Consider the following 22,605-nt stretch of genomic DNA (forward strand, 5'->3'; position numbering starts at 1 on the left):
GAATAGCCCTAACTTCGGGACTTTCAAATCAGATCTTTACGTTTGAAGCTATGACTCTTTCCCTAGAAGTATTGAACGAAGTGATCCGTTCGCGTCGCAGTATCTTCCCGCCCAGCTATACCGATGAGGAAATTTCGGTGAAGGACCTGGAGATGATTCTGGAGAACGCTAATTTTGCTCCCACGCACCGACTAACTGAACCCTGGCGTTTTACGATTTTCCGGGGAAATGGCTTAACGAAACTCGCTGATTTTCTGGGTGAAACGTACCGTTCGCAAACCACACCCGAAAATTTTTCGGAAGCCAAATACGAAGGTACGCGTTCAAAAGCCCTCCAATCGGCTGCTGTCATCGCTATCGTGATGGAAGTCCACCCCGAAAAAGTACCCGAGTGGGAAGAACTGGCCGCCGTAGCCTGTGCGGTACAGAATATATGGTTAACCGTAACGGCAATGGGATTGGGCGGCTATTGGAGCACGCCGGGTAACCTGACCGCCCTGGGAACCTTCCTGAATCTATCGGAAAATCAGAAGTGCGTCGGGCTCTTTTATCTGGGCCACCATACCGCCCCGAGCAAACCAGCCGTTCGTAAACCGATTATGGATAAGCTGACCTGGATCGAAGATTAACAAACCCGCCCTTTGTCTGACCTGACAAAGGGCTTTTCATTTACTGCTATGCTCCGATTGATTATAAGTATACTATTCGCCCTGTCGCCCTGCTTACTGAAGGCACAATCTACCTTTCGCCTAAATGGCAAAGTAGACGCGTTGAAAAATGGCGATACAGTCTTTTTAATTTACGGAAAGGGGAATCAGCAAATCGTAGATTCCACTCGGGTACAGGACGGGCGGTTTACCTTTCAGGGAACGGTGGAATACCCGATCCTTTCAGCACTATATCTGCACAAGAATCCCTACCAGACCAAGCTGGCGGCAGGGGAAAAAATGGATTATCTGCGATTCTATCTGGAACCGGTTACCATGCAGCTTCAGGCGAAAGATTCCCTGAAACATATCCGTATTCAGAATTCGCCGAGTAATACCTTACACCGGGAGCTGCAAAGTCAGCTGAAAGCCAACGATGAAACCTTTCAGCGTTTTGTTCGGCAAGCTCAGGCCCTGCCGCCGGAGAAGCTGAAGGATAAAACCATCTACGACAGTCTGCTAAATCGGGAGCAGGAGCTGTTGCGGGAATCCTACGAAATTCATCTGGCTTTTGCCGACCAGCATCCCGACGCTTACCTCAGCCTGATTAGCCTGTCCCACGTGGCCGCTCAGTCGGGTATGGCGGAGCGAGCCGCTAAAGTCTATCAGAAAGTACCGAAAAAGCTCAGGCGAACGCCGCTGGGTAGAGATATTCCCCTGCAATTGGCAGCCCCTACACTTACTCAGTTAGGCAGTACGGCTCCCGATTTTGAGCAGTCCACGCCCGAAGGCAAGGCCGTCAAGGTATCGGATTTTAAAAATCAGTACGTGTTAATCGACTTTTGGGCCAGTTGGTGTGGTCCCTGTCGGCAGGAAAATCCGCAAGTTGTTAAGGCTTATCAGACCTACAAGGCCAAAGGCTTTACGATCCTGGGCGTATCCCTCGATTTTCCGGGTCAGAAAAAAGCCTGGCTAAAAGCCATTGAGAAAGATCAGCTTACCTGGACCCAGGTTTCGGATTTAAAGGGCTGGGAAAACGCAGCGGCCAAGCAGTACGGCATTACGTCCATTCCCGCTAATTTTCTGATTGATCCTTCGGGTAAAATCATTGCCCGGAATCTGCGGGGAGAAGATTTGCAACGGGAATTGAGTCGGATTTTCGCGGATAAATGACCTGACCGGAATTCATTCGTTTCGGTCAGGTCATTTAAGCCAGGTTCATTACTTCAATCGTAAGGACAAGCCGGATACCATAAAAATTGCTTCCTCCGCCTGACGGGCCACGTATTGATTCGCCCAGCCCTGCAAATCCGTGAATTGCCGTCCGAGCGGCGTATCGGCGTGGAGGCCCATGCCAATTTCGTTGGAAATAATCAGTAACGTAGCCGGAATCTCTACCAAAGCATCCACCTCGGCCTGAAACGCTGCCAGTGTCCGATCCAGATCGTTTTCGTGAGCCATAAACAGGTTCGTGAGCCAGAGCGTGACGCAGTCGATGACGACTACCCGACCGGGTAAGGGAAGGGTAGCCAGATCTTTTTCGGCCTCAAACGTCGTCCATTCCGGACCTCGTTCCCGCCGATGCCGATCCACCCGTCCGGCGAAATCTTCGTCCCAGATTTTCGCCGTAGCCACGTACACCGGCGACTCCGAAAGAGCGAGAGCCCGCTCCTGAGCGTAGCGACTTTTGCCGCTCCGGGCTCCACCCGAGATGTAAATGATCATTCGGGTTTCTTAAAACGTTTGTACAGAAAAAGTTGCCATTTTTCTTCGGCGACTCCGGCTTTATCCATTTCGGCCCGAGCCAGTGTAAAAAACAGATCGGACAGGCGGTTGATGTAGGCCGGAATGGCGTCGTGGACGGTATCGGTTTTGATGAGTGAAACCAGTCGCCGCTCACCCCGCCGCATCTGCGTACGAATCATGTGACAGAGGGCTGAAATCTCGTTTCCGCCGGGTAAGAGAAAGTAGTCGGAAGGGGAGGTCATGGCCGCTTCCAGATTATCGATCCAGGTTTCGCAAAACTCGGCTCCGTCTTCGGGAAGCGGATTCGTATTGATTTTTTTCGCGTCGGAAGGACGGGCCAGGTGCGACATCATGTCCATCAGATCCTTCTGGATTTTGTGCAGATTGGCCTGCCATTCGTGCTCAGTCCCGAGCTTCACGCGTAACAGTCCAATCGTTGAGTTAACCTCGTCCAGCGTACCGATGCACTCCACGCGGACGTCATCTTTGGCAACGCGACTGCCGCCGAACAAACCCGTCGTTCCTTTGTCGCCTTTTTTCGTATAAATTTTCATAAGATGAGTTATCGGCCTTTAAGCCGTTTGGAAAGTTCTTCAAGTAATGCCTGGATGGAAGTGACCGCAATGCCTCCATCAATCAGCCAGCGATCGGACTGTACCTCCACGGTAAGGGCAGCCCCAGGCTCCGTACCGTAGCCTTCCCGCCACAAGGCCCGTCGGGTCCAGAACAGCGGACCGGCTTCGCCCGTCAGTTGTACAGCCGGCCCGGTAGGGGAGGGGTACAACTGGAAAGTCCCCGTAAGACGATCAAACACAAAACCAGTAGCCGTAAAGGCCCGTTCAAACGCACCGGTGAGGACCAAATCTTCGGGTACACCCTGAGCAAAGCTGCCGTTGGTCCCCATGAGCCACAACTGGTCGGCGGCCTGTAGGGCCAGATCCAGTTCGTGCGTGGAAAGTAGAATGGCTTTTCCCGTTTGTCGGGCCAGTTCGTGCAGCAGTCGCATTAACTCGACCCGACTCGGTAAATCCAGGTGAGCGGTGGGTTCATCCAGCAAAATCAGATCGGTATCCTGAGCCAGTGCCCGGGCGAGCATAACTTTCTGCCGTTCGCCATCGCTGAGTTGGGGCAGGCGTCGGTCGGCAAAGGCCACTGTACCTGTTAGTTCCAAAGCCCAGTCAACCTTACGTTGATCTTCCGCCGTCAGACTGCCCAGCCAGTTGGTGTACGGCGTGCGGCCCAGAGCCACCAGTTCGCGAACCCGCAGGTGTCCGGCTTCGACGCGTTCGGTCAGGACCAGGCTGAGTTTTCGGGCCAGATCAGTAGGAGCGAGACTGGCTAGTACCTGCCCGTCCAGGTGAATTTCGCCGCTCAAAGCCGCCTGTAAACCCGAGAGCGTTCGCATCAGCGTCGATTTGCCCGCTCCGTTGGGGCCCAGCAAACCGACCAGCTGACCCGGCTGCAAGCTCAGATTGAGAGGCCCAGCAACGGATTTCGTTGGGTAACCAATCCGCAGGTCATGGGTCGTTAGTAGCGGCTGGCTCATACAAAAACGGATTTATGACGACTGACAATCATCCAGATCACCACCGGAGCCCCCAGTAAGGACGTCACTACATTAATGGGTAAGATCGATTGCGTACCGGGAAGCTGGGCAATGCTGTCGCATAATAACATCAACAGACTGCCAATGAGGCCATTCGCTGGAATGAGAATGCGGTGATTGGAGGTACCCAGCAACGAACGGGTCAGGTGTGGTACGGCAATTCCAATGAAACCAATCGGACCGCAAAACGCGGTGATACTCCCCGTAAGCAGACTCGTACTGGCAATAATCAGAGTACGGGCTCGCCGAACGGTTAGCCCCATACTACGGGCGTAGGCTTCTCCCAGCAGCAAGGCATTCAGGGCTTTGGAAGAGGCAAAGGCCAGTACCAGTCCCAGCATGACCACGCCCGCGAGCACGTACAGGTGTGTCCCGAGTACGCCACCCAGCGAACCAAAGGTCCAGAGTAAGTATTCCTGAATCTGTTCGGGCTGACTGAAATACTGCCAGATACTAATGACGGAAAAGGTGATCGTGCCGACCATTACCCCGACCAGCAACAGAACCACATGGTCGCGGAGTCGTCCGGCAATGAGCAGGACCAGTCCCAGTACCAGAGCAGAACCCAGCGAAGCCATGCCCACAATCAGCCAGCTCCCGGAAAGCCCCAGTTGACGGATGGCGTATAGACTGGTAACGCTCCCACTACCCAGCATCACCGCCGCCACGCCCAGACCCGCCCCGGCGGTAATACCCAGTTCGGAGGGGCCAGCCAGCGGATTGCGAAAAAGCGTTTGCATTTGCAGCCCACTCACGGATAATCCCCAGCCGACCAGCACGGCGGTACAGGCCTTGGGAATACGAATTTTTTCAACGATAAAGAGCCAGGCCGTCTGTTCGGATTCGTGGTGAAGTACGATACGTACCACTTCCCGAAGCGGAATGGCTACGGAACCCAGGGTAAGGTTCACCAGAAAACCAACTACCGTTGCTGCCAGGAGTAAACCCAGTACGAGTCGCAGGCGTGGTGTCATTGGAGTTGTTTGTAATAATACAGTTCGTAATCGGGCAGGAGTTCGGGATGCAGAATTTTAATCAGATCGCCCAGTACCCGCTCCGGATGAACAGCTCCCGATTCCCAGTAATCGTTTGATCCCCGGGCGTTGGTTCGCTTGCTGTAGTTATACAACTGGCCGGTTTTGAAGGCTTTAAAATCTCCGTAACGGGCGTCTCGGGCCAGGATGTCTTTTTTCGTATCTCGTCCGCTGATGCCTACATTCAACCAGTAATCGGCCTGTAGGCCAATGGGATACACGGCCTCAAAGTTAAGCGGCAAACTGCCCGTGGCCCGGGTGGCATTCCAGTGGTAAGTAGCTCCGGCATCGCGGAAAAACTGAGCCATGTAACTATTGCCATTGGGTACAAACCAGGAATCTTTGTAGCTGGTACCGGTGATGATACTGGGCCGTGTTTTGACTGAACGGGTCAGGGATTTGAGTCGATTGTATTCCTTTTCTACGGCGGCAAATCGCTGATTCACCTGTTCTTCCTGGTTGAGCAAGGCTGCCAGCAGCTTCACCCATTCGGCCCGGCCCAGTGGTGTTGTTTCGACCCACTCGGAGTTGATGAGTACGGGTACTCCGGCGGCGTTGAGCGTCTGATAGCGATCCATGCGGGCATTGGGTTGCCCGACGGCCATTACCAAATCGGGGTGCATGGCGACCAGCGTTTCCTCGTTGAGCGTCTGGTCTTTGCCCACCTGCGTAATTTTCTTTTCGTTGATACGGGCAATGACTTTTTCGGAAGATACGTACTTGAGATCGCCCAGTCCTACCAGAATAGCTTCGGCGTCTAGAAAACTGACCAGTCCGATGTGCATGGACGACATCCCAACCAGCGAACGTAGAGGAATTTCAATGAGCTGACTATTCTCGTACCCTTTCGGACGGGGCGTACCGCGTTGCAGGAGAACGTAGGTCGCCGTATCCGTGCTCTTTTCAAAGGGACTCATGATCTGTACCACTTTGTAATGCGAGCGGTAGGTAATCCGAAAGCCTTTGGCGTGTTTGATCTGGACTTTCTCGGGAAAGTAGTCGTGTTTAACGGCCGCTTCGCCCTGTTCGGCAACGGAAGAGGTGGAACTACACTGGGTCAGTAAACCCAGCGTGAAGGCTGCCACTACCAACAGTGGAACCCATTGCCGCATACATTTCTGCGGAAAAGTAAACAAAGGATGCATCATGATTCGTACGAGCTTTTCTTCCGAAAGCTGTCGGGGGTTAACCACTCAGGCAGGTCTTCTGACTCGTTCCCTTCCCAACCCCTTCCCGTACCCAGGGGGTACAGTGGCGTATGGTGGAGAAGTTTTCAGTTTTCAGTTCGCCGTTTTCAGTTTACAGCCTAAGTACTGAAAACTGAAAACCAGAAACTGAAAACGAAAAGAACTTACAGCAGCGGAGACTGTTCCGGAATTGCACCGGATTCCCTTTTCAAACCGTCGTCTCACGACGGTTACCTGGATGGGGCCGCAAAACTACGAAGAAATTGTCGGGTCACTCATACGAAGCTTGCCTGATTGACAAAAACTGGGCTCTGGCGTAAGGGCGGACAAGGGTTCTTCCAGAAACCATTTTTTCAGTATAGTCTCCACAAAAGCCACGCGTTCAGCCACAGAAACCTGGGGAAGTACGATCAGCTGATAGCCCAGCGACTGATACACCTCCGACAGCGTTTCGTACAGCCGTGTGGCTTCGGCAAAGGTCTGCCAGCGTTCGGCGTCGTTGACGTAAATTTCTTTCCAGGGCGGAGCCATCAGCACCCAGGGAGCGTAAGGGTATTGATGGGCCACCTGCATCCATTCCGGTTCCAGCGGAATGTTGCCTACCCGTAGATACGCCAGAATATCAGGAATGCCCCGGTCGAAAAACGTCAGCGGTCCCTGAGCCTGTTGATAGGCTCTCTGCATTCGTTCCAAAGCCAGCCCGGCAAAACCGCTCAGATCATTCCAGGGAACCTGCTTGGAACCCAGCTGTACCTGTTCCTGAATCAGAAGTCGCGATACTTCGACCGAAGTAGGATACCCCCGGTCCTGTAACGCTTCGAGTAAGGTACTTTTCCCGGCTCCCGGTCCTCCTGAGATGATGATTCGCTGCATGGCCTCCGTTTTGACCCACAAAAATACCGATTCTGATGGTCAGACCAACCGGATGCTAAACGTGTGTTTGTCAATACTGGCGGTTGTTTGGTAAGCGATACGAACCAGCTAATTGTAAATCAATCCCATTCCTGCCCTAATAGAATAGGCCTTTACCTGCGAGTAAAGAGAAATGATACAGGCCTCTTCTTACCTTATGATACTTATATTTTGTATTTTTTTATAAAAAACTAGAACGAAATAGAGTATATCGCTAAGGGTACTTGCATAGGAGCATCAAAAGCAGGCCTGATGCCGTAAAGCGTCCTTGAAGAAATCATTCACCCATTTCTTCACTTAAACTTTTTCATCAGACTGCTTTCCCGCCTATGCTTTTAGATACGGTGGGTTTTCAGTAAGTACAAATCTGTTCATCGTGTTCACCGCCAAAACTAACTAGATGGAACCACTTCAGATGCACTACTTCCGCCCTTCCTGCTTCATCCCTCGTTAGGGAGTAACGACTACAGGAGAAAGTCGCTTAGCCACTGCTTTTCTCATGCTCTCTTGTTCACCCCAAACATTGTACATAAGCATGGGTATGTACACCACATGTCAATCAACTCTATTACTATGAAAACGCAAGTAGGTTTAAAAGGACTCGCTCTGGCGGTCCTGGCTTTGGTAACCAGTTGCCAAAAAGAAAACTTAACCCCACCAAAACCTGAATCTAACGTTGTCGTCAGCTCTAAAGGGGCCCGCGTTCCTGCCTCAGAAACTCTGCAAACCGCTGCGAATGGCCGGTTCTTTATTGTGAATCGACGCAGCGGAAAAATGCTGGATGTGGAAGGTTTACAGACGGCTTCAGGTTCTAATATTGTCCAGTACGGCGGAACCGGAGCCAGTAATCAGGAATGGACGCTGACCCAGCTTTCGGGTGGATTTTATTCCATTGTAGGGGTGCAAAGTCAACGTGCGTTGGAAGTGGTACAAGGTTCAACGACCGATGGGGGAGACATTAGCATCGCCAACTACACCGGAGCCAACCAGCAACAATGGCAATTTTTGGCCTTAGGGGATGGTTATTATCGCATTATTAATCGGAACAGTGGCAAAGATCTGGATGTATTCAACCAGTCGATCGACGATCTGGCCGAGATTAAACAATGGGGGTATTGGGGTGGAGAAAACCAGCAGTGGGCCTTGATTAAAGCCCAGCAAGCGGGGCAGTTAGGCTGGGTTTTAACGACGTCTAATGTACCCGATGATGTACGGGCCCGGATTACGAGTGCCATGAACGACGCCTGTGCCCGTTATAACCGTCTGGCCAACTGGCCCGCCAGAACCCTGACCGTTGAGTATAATACCGGTGTACAGACCGCCGACGGTAATACCAACGGAAACATTCGCTTCGGGGGTAATCCCAGTTACCAAAACACGCGTACGGCCATGCACGAAATCGCCCACACCTGGGGTGTCGGTATCTCGGGTGGCTGGTATGCCAACACGTCTACGGGACCCTTCACGGGAGCAAATGCCGTCGCCACTGTTAAGACCTTCGATGGACCGAATGCGGTCATCAATACTGGTGGAAGTCACTTCTGGCCGTATGGACTGAACTATGATAACGAATGGTCGGAAATCGGTGCCTATCGTCACGTAAAACTGGTATATGCAATGCGGACGGATGGGATGTGATAAAGTTGGAAAGTAAGCCCGCCCCAATCCTTACGTAGGGGAAAAAACCTCCTGATGTGGTTGAAAAATTACGTTGGGAGGTTTTTCTGTAAAAACAGGAGCTGAGTCAGGCGTCTTCTAGGTTTCGTTTCGCTGAGATGCTAAAGGTGCCACGATGTACCCCCTGTATCCAGCAATAACATCCCTGATTCCGCCTGCCTTTTCTAGGCAGTTAAGGTGAAACCAAAGCAACCTTGGGTACAATAGCCGCATCTGCCAGACTTAACCTCTACTGAAATGCCTTTCAAAATCGTGTTTTGGAGCGTGCTGTGCCTGCCTTTGATGTTGGGTACGTTCACTATACCACCGGGATGGCTTACCTACGAAAGCCATCCCGGCGAGTATCAACTGACTGTGGATGAGAACCAACGGCACGGTGAACAGGCGTCACTCCGGATTGAATCCAATACCAACCGACCTAATGGGTTTGGCTATCTATTGAAAGCCATTGACGTGAAAAAGCTGGCGGGTAAACGCGTTCGTCTTACGGGATATCTCAAAGTGGAGAATATCCAGCAATGGGCCGGACTGTGCTTCCGGGCAGAGGCTGGGAGTTATCCGGTCGCTTTTGACAACATGCAGAAGCGAGGCATAAAAGGATCGCTGGATTGGGGAAAATATACGATTGTGCTGGATATTCCATCGCAAACGACGCGAATCGAAGTAGGAGCGGGTTTGGTAGGGCCGGGTAAACTCTGGATGGACCCTGACCTGCAGTGGGAAGTAGTAACGACTGAGATGCCGGTGACCGGAACCACCTTTCAGGGGGGCATTCATCCGCCTCTGAAGCTAGTCACGCAGGCTGATCTGGACCGTACGCGTCCGCTAACGCAAGGCTCTAAAAAACACGGAGCAGCTTATCTGACATTAGATTACGTTTTAAAAGAACCGGCGGACTGGATTTATGCCGAGATAAACGTGCCAACGGGTGAGGCTCCGACCCATACCTATTATTCGGTGTTGGGAGGAAGATTATTCTATAGTGGAATCCAGGTACATTCTACCAGGGAAAGGCGAGTGATTTTTTCGGTTTGGGATGCCAATGCGGGCAATAACAATCCTAGGCAGGTGCCGGATTCGATGCGGGCCACCTTACTGGAAAAAGGACTGCGGGTGTTTAGTTCCCGATTTGGCCGCGAAGGAAGCGGCGTTCATACCCATCTGGTGTATGATTGGAAAGAAGATACTACCTACAAATTTTTAATCCATCTTCAACCCGATTCCGTACACCATCAAACGATATACACTTTATTCTTCGAAAAAGACCAGCGGTGGGAGAGAATCGCAAAAATAAGTACACCTACCCTGATGAAAAGCCTGACCGAAGCTCAAGCCTTTCTGGAAGATTTTTCCACGCATGATGATCGGCATCGCAGATCTGCATCTTATCAAAACGTGTGGGTGCGTACCCTGAGCGGTGAGTGGCAGGAGGTTACTCAAGCCGTATTGACGCTGCCCTTCGGCGATCAAAATCGGAGCGTAAAAGACTATGGGTGTGGCCTTTCCACGAGTAATGGCTTTCTCTTAAGTTCTGGCGGTGGCTATACGGAAACGTACGTACCAATACCGACGCTAGTGCAACGACCCCAAAGCGGGAAAAAAACCAGTGATTGACTTACCCGAATAAATGATTTGTACAGATAATCAAAGCATTAGAGATGGTAAGAAAAAATTGAATGAGGTTAGTGTACTGGCACAGAAGGAAAGGATTGCTAATATCCAAACTATCTAAAAAGACGATTTAATAGCATAGAAATTACGTGGTCAAATAGTAAACAAGTCAACGTTGCCAACTACTCTTCCCTACCACGCACCCTGTTTCCACGCGTTCCAAGCCAGGCAACCCAGCACCATCATCAGACAGCAGGCGTGGTTGATCCAGCTTACGCGTTTGATTTCGTGCGGTTCAATCATTCGCTCCTGTTTACCCAGATACGGCTTTTCTACGCGGATGCCGTGGTAGACGTTAGGTCCGCCGAATCGGCAGTTAAGAATGCCCGCCAGAGCCGCTTCGGGATACCCCGCGTTGGGGCTTTTGTGCTGATGACCGTATTGGAAAATGAAGCGGAGTCCCCGGCCGCTCGCCGTTACGAGTACCATTAGCAGGGCCGTGAGTCGGGCAGGAATGAAGTTAGCTACATCGTCGATGCGAGCAGCAACTTTGCCGAATTGCTCATAACGCGGATTGCGGTAACCAATCATGGAATCGAGCGTATTGACCATTTTGTACGCCATCATACCCGGAACCCCTGCCAGTGCATAATAAAAAAGCGGAGCAATGACGCCGTCGCTCAGGTTTTCGGACATGGTTTCCAGTACCGCAATACGAATTTGCTGAGCACTGAGCTGGGACGTATCACGACCCACAATGCGGGATAATTGCTTACGCCCCGCTTCCAGCCCCTGCGTATCCAGTACGGTAAATACCTGTCGGCCTTCGCGGATCAGGTTATGATTGGCGAGCCCATACCAGATGAAGACGCCCTGAACCAGTCCGGCAATCCACCAGGGGCCTGCGGAGAGTAACCGTTCCAGTCCCCAAAAGCAGGAAAAGACGGTGATAATCAATACTACAGCAAACAAACCCCCTTTCCAGAATCGATACCGACCCTGATTCAACCAACGTTCACCCTTGTAAATCGTCGTACCAAAAAGCCGGATGGGGTGGGGCCAGTGGTCCGGATCACCGATGATCAAGTCCAGCCCGTAGCCGAAAATCAGCGGGAAAAAAGTTAGCAGGGCCATGTTTGAAGGGCGTTGAGGAGCCACTGGTTTTCTTCGGGCGTACGCGTAGCGATCCGAAAGTGACGAGGACTTAAGCCCCGAAAATTACTGGCATCCCGAATGAGTAAGCCGTGCGATTCGAGCAGATAGCGTTTTAATTCAGCGGCGGTACGGTCGAGTGTTTCCCCCAAAAAAAAGTGCGTATGGCTGTCGTGAATCCGAAGCCCTGAATGCGTTCGCAGGGCGGTTACCAGCTTTTCTTTATCGATTAAAAGCTGATCCAGTGGAAGCTGAATGGCATCAAACTGTTCGAAAATGAAATGCCCGGCGGCCAGAGCCAGGGCGTTGACAGTCCACGGCTGCTTGTACCGTTTCAATCGTTCGATACCGGTTTTCTGAGCCATCACGTAACCCAATCGGAGGCCCGGTATGGCGTAGGTTTTCGTAAGCGACCGCAGGATAATCAGATTCCCATACGACGCGATCAGCGATTCGCAGGAGTCAATGGCTCGGGTGAAATCAATAAAAGCTTCATCCACGACGAATACCGTTTGCGGGTACGTTCGAAGCCAGTAGTCCAGCTTCTGAAAAACGGCTCCCGTGGGGTTGTTGGGATTGCAGATAAAAACGAGATCGCTCTTGGGCAGGGCATACGTTTGCTCCCAGGGCAAAAACGTCAGGGTATGCCCGTGCATCCGGGTAGCATCTTCGTATTCGGCAAATGCGGGAATCACAATCGTGGTACGACTTCCCGCAAAAGCCTGGGCAACCAGGTAAATACTTTCGGTCGTACCACTGTTCACCAGAAACTGCGTGGGGGCTTGCTGGTGATGAACCGACAGCCGCTCGATCAAACTTTCGGCCAGCACCTCCGGATAGCGATTGATGCTCGACCAGCGGTCAAACAGATACGCCTGAAGCCCGGCGGGTTCGCCCCCGTACCAAACGTTTGTACTAAAATCCGCGAGGATGGGCTTTTCGTACTGATAGCCATCATCGCCGTGTCCCTGTAACATACCTTAGCTTTTCAAATGAGCGTAAATCTGCTCCATATCTACGTGCTGACGAATGAGATCCGCCAGTCGATCATACTGTTCCTGTTTGTAGGCGGCGTAATCGAAGTTTACTGACTCGGTAGTATACGCGGACAAAAGCTCTTCGATTACCACCTCATTATCCAGAATGCCGTGTAGGTACGTACCCCAGCATCGCTCATTCAGGTAATAGCCATCCGATTGCCCATCTTCGAAAACCGTCAGCGGCTGTTCAGGTCCTAACGGGCGACTTTCACCCATGTGAATTTCGTAGCCCGTACACCAGGAAGAATCTTCCCGATAGCGAAACTGCCGCTGAACAGTGGTTTTAATGGGCTGTAGTACCGTTTGGATGGGCAAAATCCCCAGTCCGGCGATACTTGGAATAGAACTTTCCACGCCCTGCGGATCTTCCACGCTCTGACCCAGCATCTGATAGCCACCGCAAATGCCAATGACCGTTTTGCCCGCCCGATGAGCCCGCACAATGCTCTGATCCAGCCCACTTTGTTTCAGAATCAGTAAGTCATCGATGGTATTTTTACTGCCGGGTAAAATAACGATGTCAGCTTTGGCCAGTTCGTCGGCTTCGCGAGTATAGTACAAGTGGACTCGGGGGTCATTCTCCAGTCGGTCGAAATCCGTGAAGTTTGAAAGTCGATTCAAATGCACAACGGCTACGTTGATTTTCTGCGTTTGGGCGACTTGTTTTTTGTATTCCAGAGCGAGGGAATCTTCGGCTTCAATAAAAATGTCCTTGAAATACGGCAGAATACCCACCACGGGCAGACCCGTCAGCTCTTCCAGCATCTGTTTCCCATCGGCAAACAGACGGGCATCGCCGCGAAACTTGTTCACCAGAATGCCTTTCATGCAGGCCCGTTCTTCGGGGCTTAGCAGAGCAATGGTACCGTAGACACTCCCGAACAAACCACCCCGGTCGATGTCGCCGATGAGATAAGTGGCCGCTCCGGCGTGCCGGGCCATGCGTAGGTTGGTGATGTCGCGGTGTTTCAGGTTAAGCTCCGAAATGCTCCCGGCTCCTTCCAGCACAATGGGAGAGTGTCGGGCCGAAAGTCGGTCGAAGGCCCGCGTTACTTCGGCGAATAATTCCTGCCGATCCTGCGTGCGGAAGTACTCGTACGCGGACTGCGTACCGACGGGTTTTCCGTTTAGAATCACCTGCGAACGCTGATCGGTAGTCGGTTTAAGCAGCACCGGATTCATGTCCGTATGGCAGGGAATGCCCGCCGCTTCGGCCTGCACGGCCTGAGCACGGCCCATTTCCAGTCCTTCGGGCGTCGCGTAACTGTTCAGCGACATATTCTGAGCCTTGAAAGGAGCCGGAGAATAGCCATCCTGTTTAAAAATCCGGCAGAATCCGGCGGTAATCACACTTTTGCCCACATCAGAGGCCGTGCCCACGAACATAATCGGGCGAAGTGAAGCATTCATTTGGATCTTATGACATCAGTCCGGAGACCGTTCGGGTAAGGGTTTCGGCAGAAAAATCTTCCAGAGATACACATTCGGCTCCCAGCGTCCGGGCCAGCTCACTCGCCCGTCCCAGTCGAACGTACGCCGTGTCGGTATCGAGCACCAGGGCGGGAATCGTACGCAGGCGTGTCGCCAGTTCCAGCGTTTGCTGCCAGGCATCGCCACCGCCGGGCAGGGGTACGTTAGCCTTGCCATCGCTCAGGATAATCAGTAGGGGATTTTCGGGTTGCTGTTTCAATACGTCAAGAGCCAGCTGTAAGGCTTGAGGTAAGGGCGTCCGTCCACCCGTGGGCAGGGTACGCAGAGCCACTTCCGCCCGTTCGACGCTTTGCGTAGGTTCCAGGAGCAACTGAGCTTCTACGCCCCGAAAGGCAATGACCGCCACGGTATCACGGCGTTGGTAAGCGTCAGTAAGCAGACTCAGTACACTACCTTTCACGGCTTCCATCCGCCGACTAGCCGCCATGGAACCCGAAGCATCTACCACGAAAAGAATGAAATGTCCGGTTTTTCCGGTTCGTATCGTTTGATGCAGGTCTTCCCGCGAAAGCTGGAACGTCTCCGGATCCCGGATCAGAGCCTGTTGTACGCTGGCCGTTAGAGCCAGGTCGGTAGGAGAGGTGCTGGGTACGGTCTGGGTTTTGAAGCCACGGGGCGTCCGGGCTATTTCGCTCCGGCGTCCGTTCAAGGCCTCCATCGAATGGTTTTCAACGGTTAAAGCCGGTGGCTCAGCTACGGGAGCTATGCCCAGTACTTCTTCTTTTACTGGTTCAGCTTCCGGCTCCGGCTGGGGTAGCGGCGGTGGTGGGGTATTCATCAGATCGTCCAGTTCAGACGAATGAAAGGACGGAGATTCAAAGGGCTTTTTGCGTCGTCGATGGGGGAGGACTAATTCCGCAGCTCGTTTAATGTCCGCGGCTTCTACTTCCATTCGACCCTCAAAAGCAGCCAGGGTAATCGCCGTTTTGTAGAGAACGAGATCGGCCCGTAAGCTACTGATCTGTAATTGTGTACAGAGCTGACTGACGAGGGTGAGCAATCCCTCGGGCATCTGTACCTGCGGCAGTCGCTCGCGGGCCTGAGCAATGCGAGCACGTAGGGCCACCTGAGCGGGCTGCCAGTCGTGCATGAACGCCTGCGGGGCCTGATCATAGGCCATGCGACGACGCACCACTTCGGTACGCTCGGCAATGGAATCCGGAGCCTGTACGTTGACCATCAGACCAAAGCGGTCCAGAAACTGTGGGCGTAACGCTCCTTCTTCGGGATTCATGGTACCGATGAGTACAAACCGCGAGGGGTGGCTTACCGACAAGCCTTCCCGCTGGACGGTATTGACGCCCGAAGCCGCCACATCAAGCAGTACATCCACCAAATGGTCGGGTAATAAATTGACTTCATCAATGTACAGAATGCCCCGGTGAGCCTGAGCCAACAGACCCGGCTGGAGGGCCCGTCGGCGTTCGTTGAGGACGCTTTCCAGATCAAGCTGACCCAGTAGCCGATCTTCAGTGGCACCTAAAGGTAGGTTTACCAGGGGTACGGCTACTTCTTCGATTTCGTACTCGCCAGACTGGCTGACCGCATCAAAGTCCAGAATCTGACTGGGTTCCGTATTGAAGCGGGAGCCGGCAATCCGCTGAATGGGCGGCAGAATTTCGGCCAGTGCCCGGGCAGCGGTACTTTTGGCGGTTCCCTTGTCGCCCTGAATGAGTACGCCGCCAATACCCGGGTTGATTCCACAAAGCAAAAGGGCGAGGGTAAGCTGATCCTGGCCAACCAGGGCGGAGAAGGGGTACGACATGACGCTACGTTACTTTTGGGCACTAACGACCACAAAGGTACGAACGACGGCGTGTCCCGCGTTACTTAGAATTTCTTCGTCCTCCTGATGCACATCTAGGATCGTGAAAGGAACCGAGGTTAGCAGTTCCTCAACGGTATCCGTGGCGTACATCTCGAAGCCATACTGGGTGAAGGGCAAATGCTGCATAAATTCCTGAGTAGCAAAGGCCAATACTAAACGTCCACCGGGTTTGAGGCAGCGGTACATTTCTTCCAGATACGCCAGCGGTTTGGGCCAGAAGTAGATGGTATTTACCGTAAAAATTTCGTCAAAAAAGGCATCGGAAAAGGGGAGATGCTGCCCGTCGATGTGCTCAACGTGTACGCGGCCCTGCTCAATCCAGGCCGCGTTGCGTTGCCGGGCTTCGGTTACCATCGTTTCCGAAATATCGACCGCGTAGTAGTGCTTTACTTTCTCCAGGACCTGGGCGGCGTGCTGGGCATTGCCCGGTCCGATCTCAAGCACCCGCTCGGCGGGATGCAGCTTTTCGAGCGTTCGGGCCGTCATTCCGGCGTTGTTGACATTCATATGTTCGCCCGTCTGGATGCCTTCGTCCCCTTCCGGGCAACGCAGCTGGCGGGCGAGTTCTTTCAGGTGTTCAACTTTTTCGTGGTGATTCATGGCTGATACGATCGGTTACTAAAGCTAAATGCAGCAGGGGGTAGGGTTTTCCCATGCCGTCCACGTCGGATCGACCCACGCGAACAAAACCCATGTGCTCGTAAAAAGCCAGTGCCTGAGGATTCTGTTCGTTGACGTCAACCGTAGTAGCCTGCTTATGGGTAATCGCGTGACGTAACAATTGTTTTCCTAGGCCCTTGCCGCGGGCGTCTGGGTGCAGAAAAAGCATTTCTACCTTCTGTTCGGCAACGCCCACGAAGCCCAGGATTTTACCGGTTTCGTCGCGGGCGGCGGTCAGATCGACCATCGCCAGAAATTCATTCAGAATCAAAGGTCTGAATGCTTGAATGTCGGCTTCGGAAAGAAAAGCATGGGTAGCCCGGACGGAAGCTTCCCAAACGTCCGTGAGTTCGGGATAGTCGGCAGGAAGAACGGTGGTTAAGGTAATTGGCATTCGATTGTGGTGTATTGTTGCAGGCGTTCAAAGGTAGGAAACCCCGGAAGCCTGAAGTTTTTATTTTTCTGGAAGAATGTTACAGGTTTCCCGGATTCGTTGCGGAAATCTATTAGAAGGGATAGTTCATCTCTAACCCCGGAGGGGTTCAATTTGATTAGCCATGGGTACAACCCATGGTTATCTCCCTTTTGATTTCCCCGCATTGCATACGGGGCCAATTATATTGAACCCCTCCGGGGTTGAGGCGTTTGGTTTAAAAACAAGGACGCCACTGGTGCAGGTTTCCAAACCGGTACCTACCATCAGGCAGTTTCCAACTGCCGATAAAGACGTTGTTGTTCTCTAGGTGTTCTAAGGTTATTCAGCCCTTATACCGTCAATAAGCCAGTGATTCTGTTGGTTTTGTAGCGTGAAACGCAGCTTTTGCTGATCAGGTAAGCGTACCAATACGTGTGCTCGGTTGGATTCAACCGTTTGCTGGATTACCTGTGCCTGCGTCAGTTGTTCCAGGTCTATTTCCTGAGACTGCAGTACCAGATCGTATTCGAATCCCTCGGGTGGACCCTCATGCTGCGGATGCGTCTGGAAATGCCGTTCGGCTTCTTTAAAATAGGTTTTCCAGTAAGCCAGGTACTCAGGCGACACTAGTTTAGTGGAGTTAAACAGAACCAGGTAACGTTCCGTGCCCCGTTGATTTACCGAATAAAAAGCTGTCGAATCAGCAGGTGGGTTGACGAGCGGCAAGGCTGAGATTTCCGATTCATGCGTCTGATACCACCGCAAAAACTGGAGGGTTACCGCTCCGGGTTCAGCAATGGAAGGCTTGGGAGGAGCGGAAGGAATCGTTAGAGGATCAGTAGCGGTCGAATGGGTTATCTCTCCGCAACCGCTCAGGGATAAAAGCAGAATAGATAATAGCGTAATCGTTTTCATGGATTCAGGAAAATAAACGGAAACAAAGCAGAAGAACCCTTTCCCAGGGTTGGCATGACTAAAGCACCCGTTCAAAAATCGTTTCCGACACCCCCTAAAACAAACCCAGTATAACCAGACTGAAGAAAGCAGTGGATGAGCTGTCTCTATTTCTACACGTCTACGGATCCATTTACTTCTGAAATCAGCGAGACTTACCTTTCATTTTCCCCAGCAGCACAGCCCGAATGAGGGGCAGGACTAACCACCTGAATTCTTCCAAATTGGAAAAGATAAGAGTAGTGAATCGCTCGTATCCTACGTAAACAATTTTATCCCCACCTTATCCCAACTAGTTCAGCTCAACCCCGCAGGGGTTCAACATCATTAACCATGGGTGCAACCCATGGCCAACTTCACCCATTCTTTTTTCCCATACCTACTGCGGAACAGGCCGACTTATGCAACTACCCAGGAAAGTACCAAAGGTATGGGGTAGCGGGAAGGCTTCAGGGATTGCTGCGAATGGCTAACGATCCGGTAAATCCCAGTACTTACCCTCGCCCCCGGTACTGAAACGCATTCAATCTATCCTATTCGGCTATGACCTTCCGGAAAATTAATAACTGGTTGCATTTATGGTTGGGCTTAGGCTCCGGAATCATCGTTTTTATTGTCTGTACCACGGCCTGTATCTGGGTGTTCAACGAAGAAATTACGTCTCTGCTGGAGCCGGAAAGCAATGTTGCCCAAGAGGAAAAACCCGTTCTCACGCCTTCGCAGGTACAGACCGTTATTGCCGCGATTCTTCCCGGTAAGGATGTCACCTACGCTTCCTACCAGCAGGGCAAAGCTATTGAAGTCGGCGTGGGCCCCTGGGAGGGCGAGTATTATACCTTTAAAATGCATCCCTATACCGGAACCATCATTTGTCAGCAGGTACATCAGAAAGACGAAGCGGATTTTTTCCGAATCATCTTAAACGGCCATCGCTTTCTGTGGTTACCCTGGGAAATCGGTCGTCCTATTGTGAATTATGCGACACTGATTTTTGTCCTCGAACTCATTACCGGACTGGTTTGGTGGTATCCCAAAAAATGGAGCAAAAGCACCGTGGAAAAAAGCTTTACCATCAAATGGGGAGCATCCTTCAAACGCGTCAACCTCGATTTGCACAATGTACTGGGCTTCTACTCGCTGCTTTTTCTGCTGGCTATCGCCCTGACGGGCATGGTGTATGGCATAGAGTGGTACAGCCGGAGCCTCTACTGGGCAACGTCGGGTGGTCAAACCTTGCCCGAGTACCCCAACCATGAATCCGATACCTTACAGGCTCATCGCTTCTATACGCAGTCGCAGGCCATGGATAAAGCCTGGGCTACGGTGCTCACCAAACATCCCGACGCTCAGGGCTTTTACTACAACTATCCCGAAAAGAATGATCTGAAATCGCCCCTTCACATCACCGTTTATCCTACGGCAGGACAGTTTTACAACCACCAGGCCTATGCGTTCGATCAGCATACGCTCAAGCCCATGCCCCGGAATACCGTTTACGACAGCCCTTACGCACAAGCGGATTTTGGCGTCAAGCTTCGTCGGATGAATTATGATATTCACGTGGGCAGTATTCTGGGTTTACCCGGTAAAATCATGGCCTTCTTCGCCAGCTTGATCGGAGCCAGCCTGCCCATTACGGGCTTCCTGATCTGGTGGGGGCGTCGGAATAAAAAGAAACCAGTCGGCAAAACGCCTGGCAGGTCCGGTAAAACGCCGATGACTGAGACCCAAGCGGCAGGGGAGGCCGTCAACGGCAAAAGGGTTCGACCCACGTTTGTGCCGAAACCGAAACCCTAACACTCCTGAGCCACCCATCCGTTTCACCCGGCCATCGGTCGGGTCCATTACGCCTTTTCTTTTTTTATTACTAAGTCTTAGACCGAATGCCTTTTCCCACTCAATCCCTGAAACACCTCCGCTGGGCCCTACTGCTGATCACGAGTACCGTGTACGCCCAAACCGACCTACGGGGCCGGGTGACTGATCCTGCGGGTATCGCCATTGAATTTGCCACGCTAGCTCTCTACTCGGCCGTCGACTCTACCCTGGTGAAAGGAACGGTGTCCGATTCCCTGGGGCAGTTTGGCTTTACCCGCATACCTTTGGGGGCCTATTACGTAGAAGCTCGCTTCGTCGGCTACCAGCCCCAGCGAAGTGCCCGCTTTACGTTGAGTGAAAAGCAACCGCAACGGCTGCTTCCCACGCTGCAACTGCAACCGGGCGAACAGGATTTACAAACCTTAACCGTGACGGCGAAAAAGCCCCTGGTCGAACAGCGGATCGATCGAACGGTGATGAATATTGAAAACAGCATCCTCTCGGAAGGCAATACGGCTCTGGAAGTACTGGAAAAAGCTCCCGGCGTTACCGTGGACGACGAAGGTAACATTACCCTCAAGGGCAAGCAGGGAGCTACCATCATGATCAATGGAAAGTTGACTTATTTGTCGCAGAAGGAACTGGCTACGCTGTTACGGGGAACGTCGTCGAGTGCTCTTTCGAAAGTGGAAATTATCACGAACCCCTCCGCCAAGTACGATGCTGCCGGAAATTCGGGTATTATCAATATTCAATTGAAGAAGAATGAAATGATCGGCTTCAACGGCAATGTGTACGCCAATGTCGCCCGCAGCCGCAAGAACCGTTACGGAACGGGCCTGAACCTCAATTACCGCAGCAATCGCCTGAACGTATTCGGGAGCTATGATCACGCGTATCGGGGCGAAAAGGAGTTGTTGTCCTATACCCGCCGCTTCCGCGATCCGGGTGAAAGCAGTCCGAGCCGCATCTCATTCCAGAACACCGTAACCGATGAGCCCCTGTACACGAATAACTTCAAAGCGGGGATAGATTATTTTCTTGATTCCCGGAATACCCTCGGACTGGTGATCAATGGAAACGTGGGTACCTATGCCAACAATGGCAACACCAGTAACCTCCTGCAAACCATTACCCGTCATACTTTGGCGGATGCCCGCAGCACCAATACCGACGACAGCCGCTGGTCGAATCTTTCGTACAACCTCAACTATACCCACCGTTTCAAACAGGAGGGCCGGGAACTGACAACCGACTGGGACTATTCAGCCAATGGTTTTCAATCCAATCAGTTGCTCGATACGCGTTATGTGGATGAAACGGGAGCCTTTACCAGTCGTCGTTCCACGCGTCGGGGCGATATTCCTTCCACCACTTACGTATACGTGGGAAAGGCCGATTACACGCATCCGCTGGGAACGAAGGCCAAACTTGAAACAGGCTGGAAAAGCAGCTACGTAACCGTCGACAACGAAGTAAAGTACGACACCTTGTCGGGTACCAACTGGGTCAGGGATTTTTCGGCTTCCAATCATTTTACCTATCAGGAAATCATTCATGCGGGTTACGTAACTTCAACCGGGAGTTCGGTTCGTTTAGCGTACAGGCGGGTTTGCGGGGGGAATACACGCATACGAAAGGGCATCAGATTACGTCCGATTCACTGGTGGTTCGTAAGTATTTTCAACTCTTCCCCAGCCTGTTTCTGACGCAGACTTTGAACGAAAAGCACCGGCTTCAGCTTTCGTACAGCCGCCGCATCGAGCGTCCGGATTATGAAGATCTGAACCCCTTCCGGTTTTTTCGGGACCCCTTTCTGTACTACGAAGGAAACCCCTTCCTGAAACCGCAACTGACGCATTCACTGGAGTTAGGGCATACCTTCAATAATTTCCTGACGACGACGCTCAACTATAGTTACACCTCGGACGTCATCAACTGGATGATGGGACAGATCGATTCGACCAATACCACTTTCCAAAGTCCACAAAACCTGAAAAGTCTGATTAACTACGGGATCAGTTTTTCGGCGTCCCAGTCACCTACCTCGTGGTGGACGACCAGCAATTTTTTCAACGTTTTTCGGAATGAGTACAAGGGCGACCAGAATGGCGGCGATCTCAATAACAGCATCACCAGTTTTACCTTCAACGCTCAGAATTCCTTTCAGCTAGGTCGGGGAGCGTCCCTGGAACTCAGTGGCGTTTACAACTCCAAATCAGTCTACGGCGTGTTCGTAACCCGGCCTTTCTACGTCATTTCAGCGGGGGTACAAAAGCAGCTTCTCAATAAGCAGGCTACGCTGAAACTGATGGCTAATGATATTTTTCAGGGACGCCGCCGGGTACAAACGGCCCGGTACGAGAACCTGGATCTGAACACGAACATCCGGTTCGATAGTCGCGTCATTACGCTTTCGTTCAACTATCGGTTTGGTAATCAGAACCTCAAAACCGGATCAACCCGTAAAAGTGGAGCCGATGATGTACAAAACCGAGTCAAAGGACAGTAAGGATACGTTGTCCATAACCGAACGCATTCGGGCGTATGGAACCCGGCACGGCATTCGGCACTCGCCCAAACGAAACGCGGTAGCGATGGTGCTGGAAAAAGCCACGCGGGCGATGGACGCTGAGCAAGTCTGGTTGCAGTTGAAGCAGGAACGCGTTCGCATCAGTATCGGAGCCGTGTACCTTTCGCTGAACTGGCTGGTAAAGGCCCAACTCGCCCAAAAGAAAATCCGGGAGGACCGGAAGGCCGTTTTTGAACGTATGTGATAAGAAAGGGGGTATGAAATCTTGCTTAACCAAGATTTTATACCCCCTTT

At 52.1% G+C, this 22,605-nt stretch carries 19 protein-coding genes, 1 pseudogene and 1 riboswitch; of the genes and pseudogenes, 7 read left to right on the forward strand and 13 right to left on the reverse strand.

All coding sequences use genetic code 11. The features are described 5' to 3' along the window. Window positions 1-50 precede the first annotated feature (50 nt). The gene (locus BWI93_RS22965; RefSeq protein ID WP_094816055.1) at window positions 51-629 is read left to right on the forward strand and encodes a nitroreductase; all 579 of its coding nucleotides are present in this window, start codon (window positions 51-53) and stop codon (window positions 627-629) included. 48 nt (window positions 630-677) lie between these two features. After that, complete coding sequence (locus BWI93_RS22970) at window positions 678-1,820, forward strand: TlpA disulfide reductase family protein (protein ID WP_094815780.1); 1,143 nt, start codon at window positions 678-680, stop codon at window positions 1,818-1,820. A gap of 48 nt (window positions 1,821-1,868) precedes the next feature. On the opposite strand, the gene BWI93_RS22975 is transcribed toward BWI93_RS22970, so the two are convergent. The 6 genes from BWI93_RS22975 to BWI93_RS23000 all read right to left on the reverse strand — a co-directional run bounded on the left by BWI93_RS22975 (window position 1,869) and on the right by BWI93_RS23000 (window position 7,093). Next, window positions 1,869-2,372, reverse strand: a complete 504-nt coding sequence (locus BWI93_RS22975; RefSeq protein ID WP_094815782.1) for a bifunctional adenosylcobinamide kinase/adenosylcobinamide-phosphate guanylyltransferase — start codon at window positions 2,370-2,372, stop codon at window positions 1,869-1,871. After that, the gene (locus tag BWI93_RS22980) at window positions 2,369-2,947 is read right to left on the reverse strand and encodes a cob(I)yrinic acid a,c-diamide adenosyltransferase (RefSeq protein ID WP_094815784.1); all 579 of its coding nucleotides are present in this window, start codon (window positions 2,945-2,947) and stop codon (window positions 2,369-2,371) included. Before BWI93_RS22980 ends, BWI93_RS22975 begins: the two co-directional genes overlap by 4 nt. Before the next feature lie 8 nt (window positions 2,948-2,955). Beyond that, window positions 2,956-3,939: an ABC transporter ATP-binding protein gene (locus BWI93_RS22985; RefSeq protein ID WP_094815786.1), complete on the reverse strand. Its 984-nt coding sequence runs from the start codon at window positions 3,937-3,939 to the stop codon at window positions 2,956-2,958. Next, window positions 3,936-4,973, reverse strand: a complete 1,038-nt coding sequence (locus BWI93_RS22990) for an iron ABC transporter permease (RefSeq protein ID WP_094815788.1) — start codon at window positions 4,971-4,973, stop codon at window positions 3,936-3,938. Before BWI93_RS22990 ends, BWI93_RS22985 begins: the two co-directional genes overlap by 4 nt. Continuing rightward, a complete protein-coding gene (locus BWI93_RS22995; protein ID WP_094816057.1) occupies window positions 4,970-6,145 on the reverse strand; it encodes an ABC transporter substrate-binding protein in 1,176 nt (391 codons plus the stop codon). Before BWI93_RS22995 ends, BWI93_RS22990 begins: the two co-directional genes overlap by 4 nt. Before the next feature lie 66 nt (window positions 6,146-6,211). Further along, a riboswitch (cobalamin riboswitch) is annotated at window positions 6,212-6,473 on the reverse strand. Next, window positions 6,473-7,093: an AAA family ATPase gene (locus BWI93_RS23000; RefSeq protein WP_141217575.1), complete on the reverse strand. Its 621-nt coding sequence runs from the start codon at window positions 7,091-7,093 to the stop codon at window positions 6,473-6,475. (Overlaps the previous riboswitch by 1 nt.) A 612-nt stretch (window positions 7,094-7,705) precedes the next feature. On the opposite strand from BWI93_RS23000, the gene BWI93_RS23005 reads away from it, so the two are divergent. Then, window positions 7,706-8,770, forward strand: a complete 1,065-nt coding sequence (locus BWI93_RS23005) for an RICIN domain-containing protein (protein ID WP_176454303.1) — start codon at window positions 7,706-7,708, stop codon at window positions 8,768-8,770. 276 nt (window positions 8,771-9,046) lie between these two features. Then, the gene (locus BWI93_RS23010; RefSeq protein WP_094815794.1) at window positions 9,047-10,423 is read left to right on the forward strand and encodes a DUF3472 domain-containing protein; all 1,377 of its coding nucleotides are present in this window, start codon (window positions 9,047-9,049) and stop codon (window positions 10,421-10,423) included. 189 nt (window positions 10,424-10,612) lie between these two features. Here BWI93_RS23010 and cbiB read toward each other — a convergent pair whose 3' ends face one another. The 7 genes from cbiB to BWI93_RS23050 form a co-directional block, all read right to left on the reverse strand. Continuing rightward, complete coding sequence (cbiB, locus tag BWI93_RS23015; protein ID WP_094815796.1) at window positions 10,613-11,554, reverse strand: adenosylcobinamide-phosphate synthase CbiB; 942 nt, start codon at window positions 11,552-11,554, stop codon at window positions 10,613-10,615. Next, a complete protein-coding gene (locus BWI93_RS23020; RefSeq protein WP_094815798.1) occupies window positions 11,542-12,549 on the reverse strand; it encodes a histidinol-phosphate transaminase in 1,008 nt (335 codons plus the stop codon). Before BWI93_RS23020 ends, cbiB begins: the two co-directional genes overlap by 13 nt. A gap of 3 nt (window positions 12,550-12,552) precedes the next feature. After that, on the reverse strand, window positions 12,553-14,022 hold the full coding sequence (locus BWI93_RS23025; RefSeq protein WP_094815800.1) for a cobyric acid synthase: 1,470 nt from the start codon (window positions 14,020-14,022) through the stop codon (window positions 12,553-12,555). 7 nt (window positions 14,023-14,029) lie between these two features. Beyond that, window positions 14,030-15,868 carry a magnesium chelatase subunit D family protein gene (locus BWI93_RS23030; protein WP_094815802.1) on the reverse strand — a complete coding sequence of 613 codons (1,839 nt, stop codon included), beginning with the start codon at window positions 15,866-15,868 and terminating at the stop codon, window positions 14,030-14,032. A gap of 9 nt (window positions 15,869-15,877) precedes the next feature. Continuing rightward, window positions 15,878-16,531 carry a class I SAM-dependent methyltransferase gene (locus tag BWI93_RS23035; RefSeq protein ID WP_094815805.1) on the reverse strand — a complete coding sequence of 218 codons (654 nt, stop codon included), beginning with the start codon at window positions 16,529-16,531 and terminating at the stop codon, window positions 15,878-15,880. Next, window positions 16,509-16,985 carry an acetyltransferase gene (locus tag BWI93_RS23040; RefSeq protein WP_094815807.1) on the reverse strand — a complete coding sequence of 159 codons (477 nt, stop codon included), beginning with the start codon at window positions 16,983-16,985 and terminating at the stop codon, window positions 16,509-16,511. The genes BWI93_RS23035 and BWI93_RS23040 overlap by 23 nt, the downstream gene beginning before the upstream one ends. A 360-nt stretch (window positions 16,986-17,345) precedes the next feature. After that, window positions 17,346-17,921: a hypothetical protein gene (locus BWI93_RS23050; protein ID WP_094815811.1), complete on the reverse strand. Its 576-nt coding sequence runs from the start codon at window positions 17,919-17,921 to the stop codon at window positions 17,346-17,348. A 582-nt stretch (window positions 17,922-18,503) separates the two neighbouring features. On the opposite strand from BWI93_RS23050, the gene BWI93_RS23055 reads away from it, so the two are divergent. The 3 genes and pseudogenes from BWI93_RS23055 (at window position 18,504) to BWI93_RS23070 (ending at window position 22,555) form a co-directional block, all read left to right on the forward strand. Further along, window positions 18,504-19,757 (forward strand): PepSY domain-containing protein, encoded by a 1,254-nt coding sequence (locus tag BWI93_RS23055; protein WP_094815813.1) that lies wholly within the window; start codon window positions 18,504-18,506, stop codon window positions 19,755-19,757. An 86-nt stretch (window positions 19,758-19,843) separates the two neighbouring features. Then, a pseudogene (locus BWI93_RS23060) lies at window positions 19,844-22,290 on the forward strand (outer membrane beta-barrel protein). Then, window positions 22,259-22,555, forward strand: a complete 297-nt coding sequence (locus BWI93_RS23070) for a transcriptional repressor (RefSeq protein ID WP_094815820.1) — start codon at window positions 22,259-22,261, stop codon at window positions 22,553-22,555. Before BWI93_RS23060 ends, BWI93_RS23070 begins: the two are co-directional and overlap by 32 nt. Window positions 22,556-22,605 lie beyond the last annotated feature (50 nt).

It is taken from the genome of Siphonobacter sp. BAB-5385, from assembly GCF_002261125.1.
In the GTDB taxonomy this organism is placed as follows: domain Bacteria; phylum Bacteroidota; class Bacteroidia; order Cytophagales; family Spirosomataceae; genus Siphonobacter.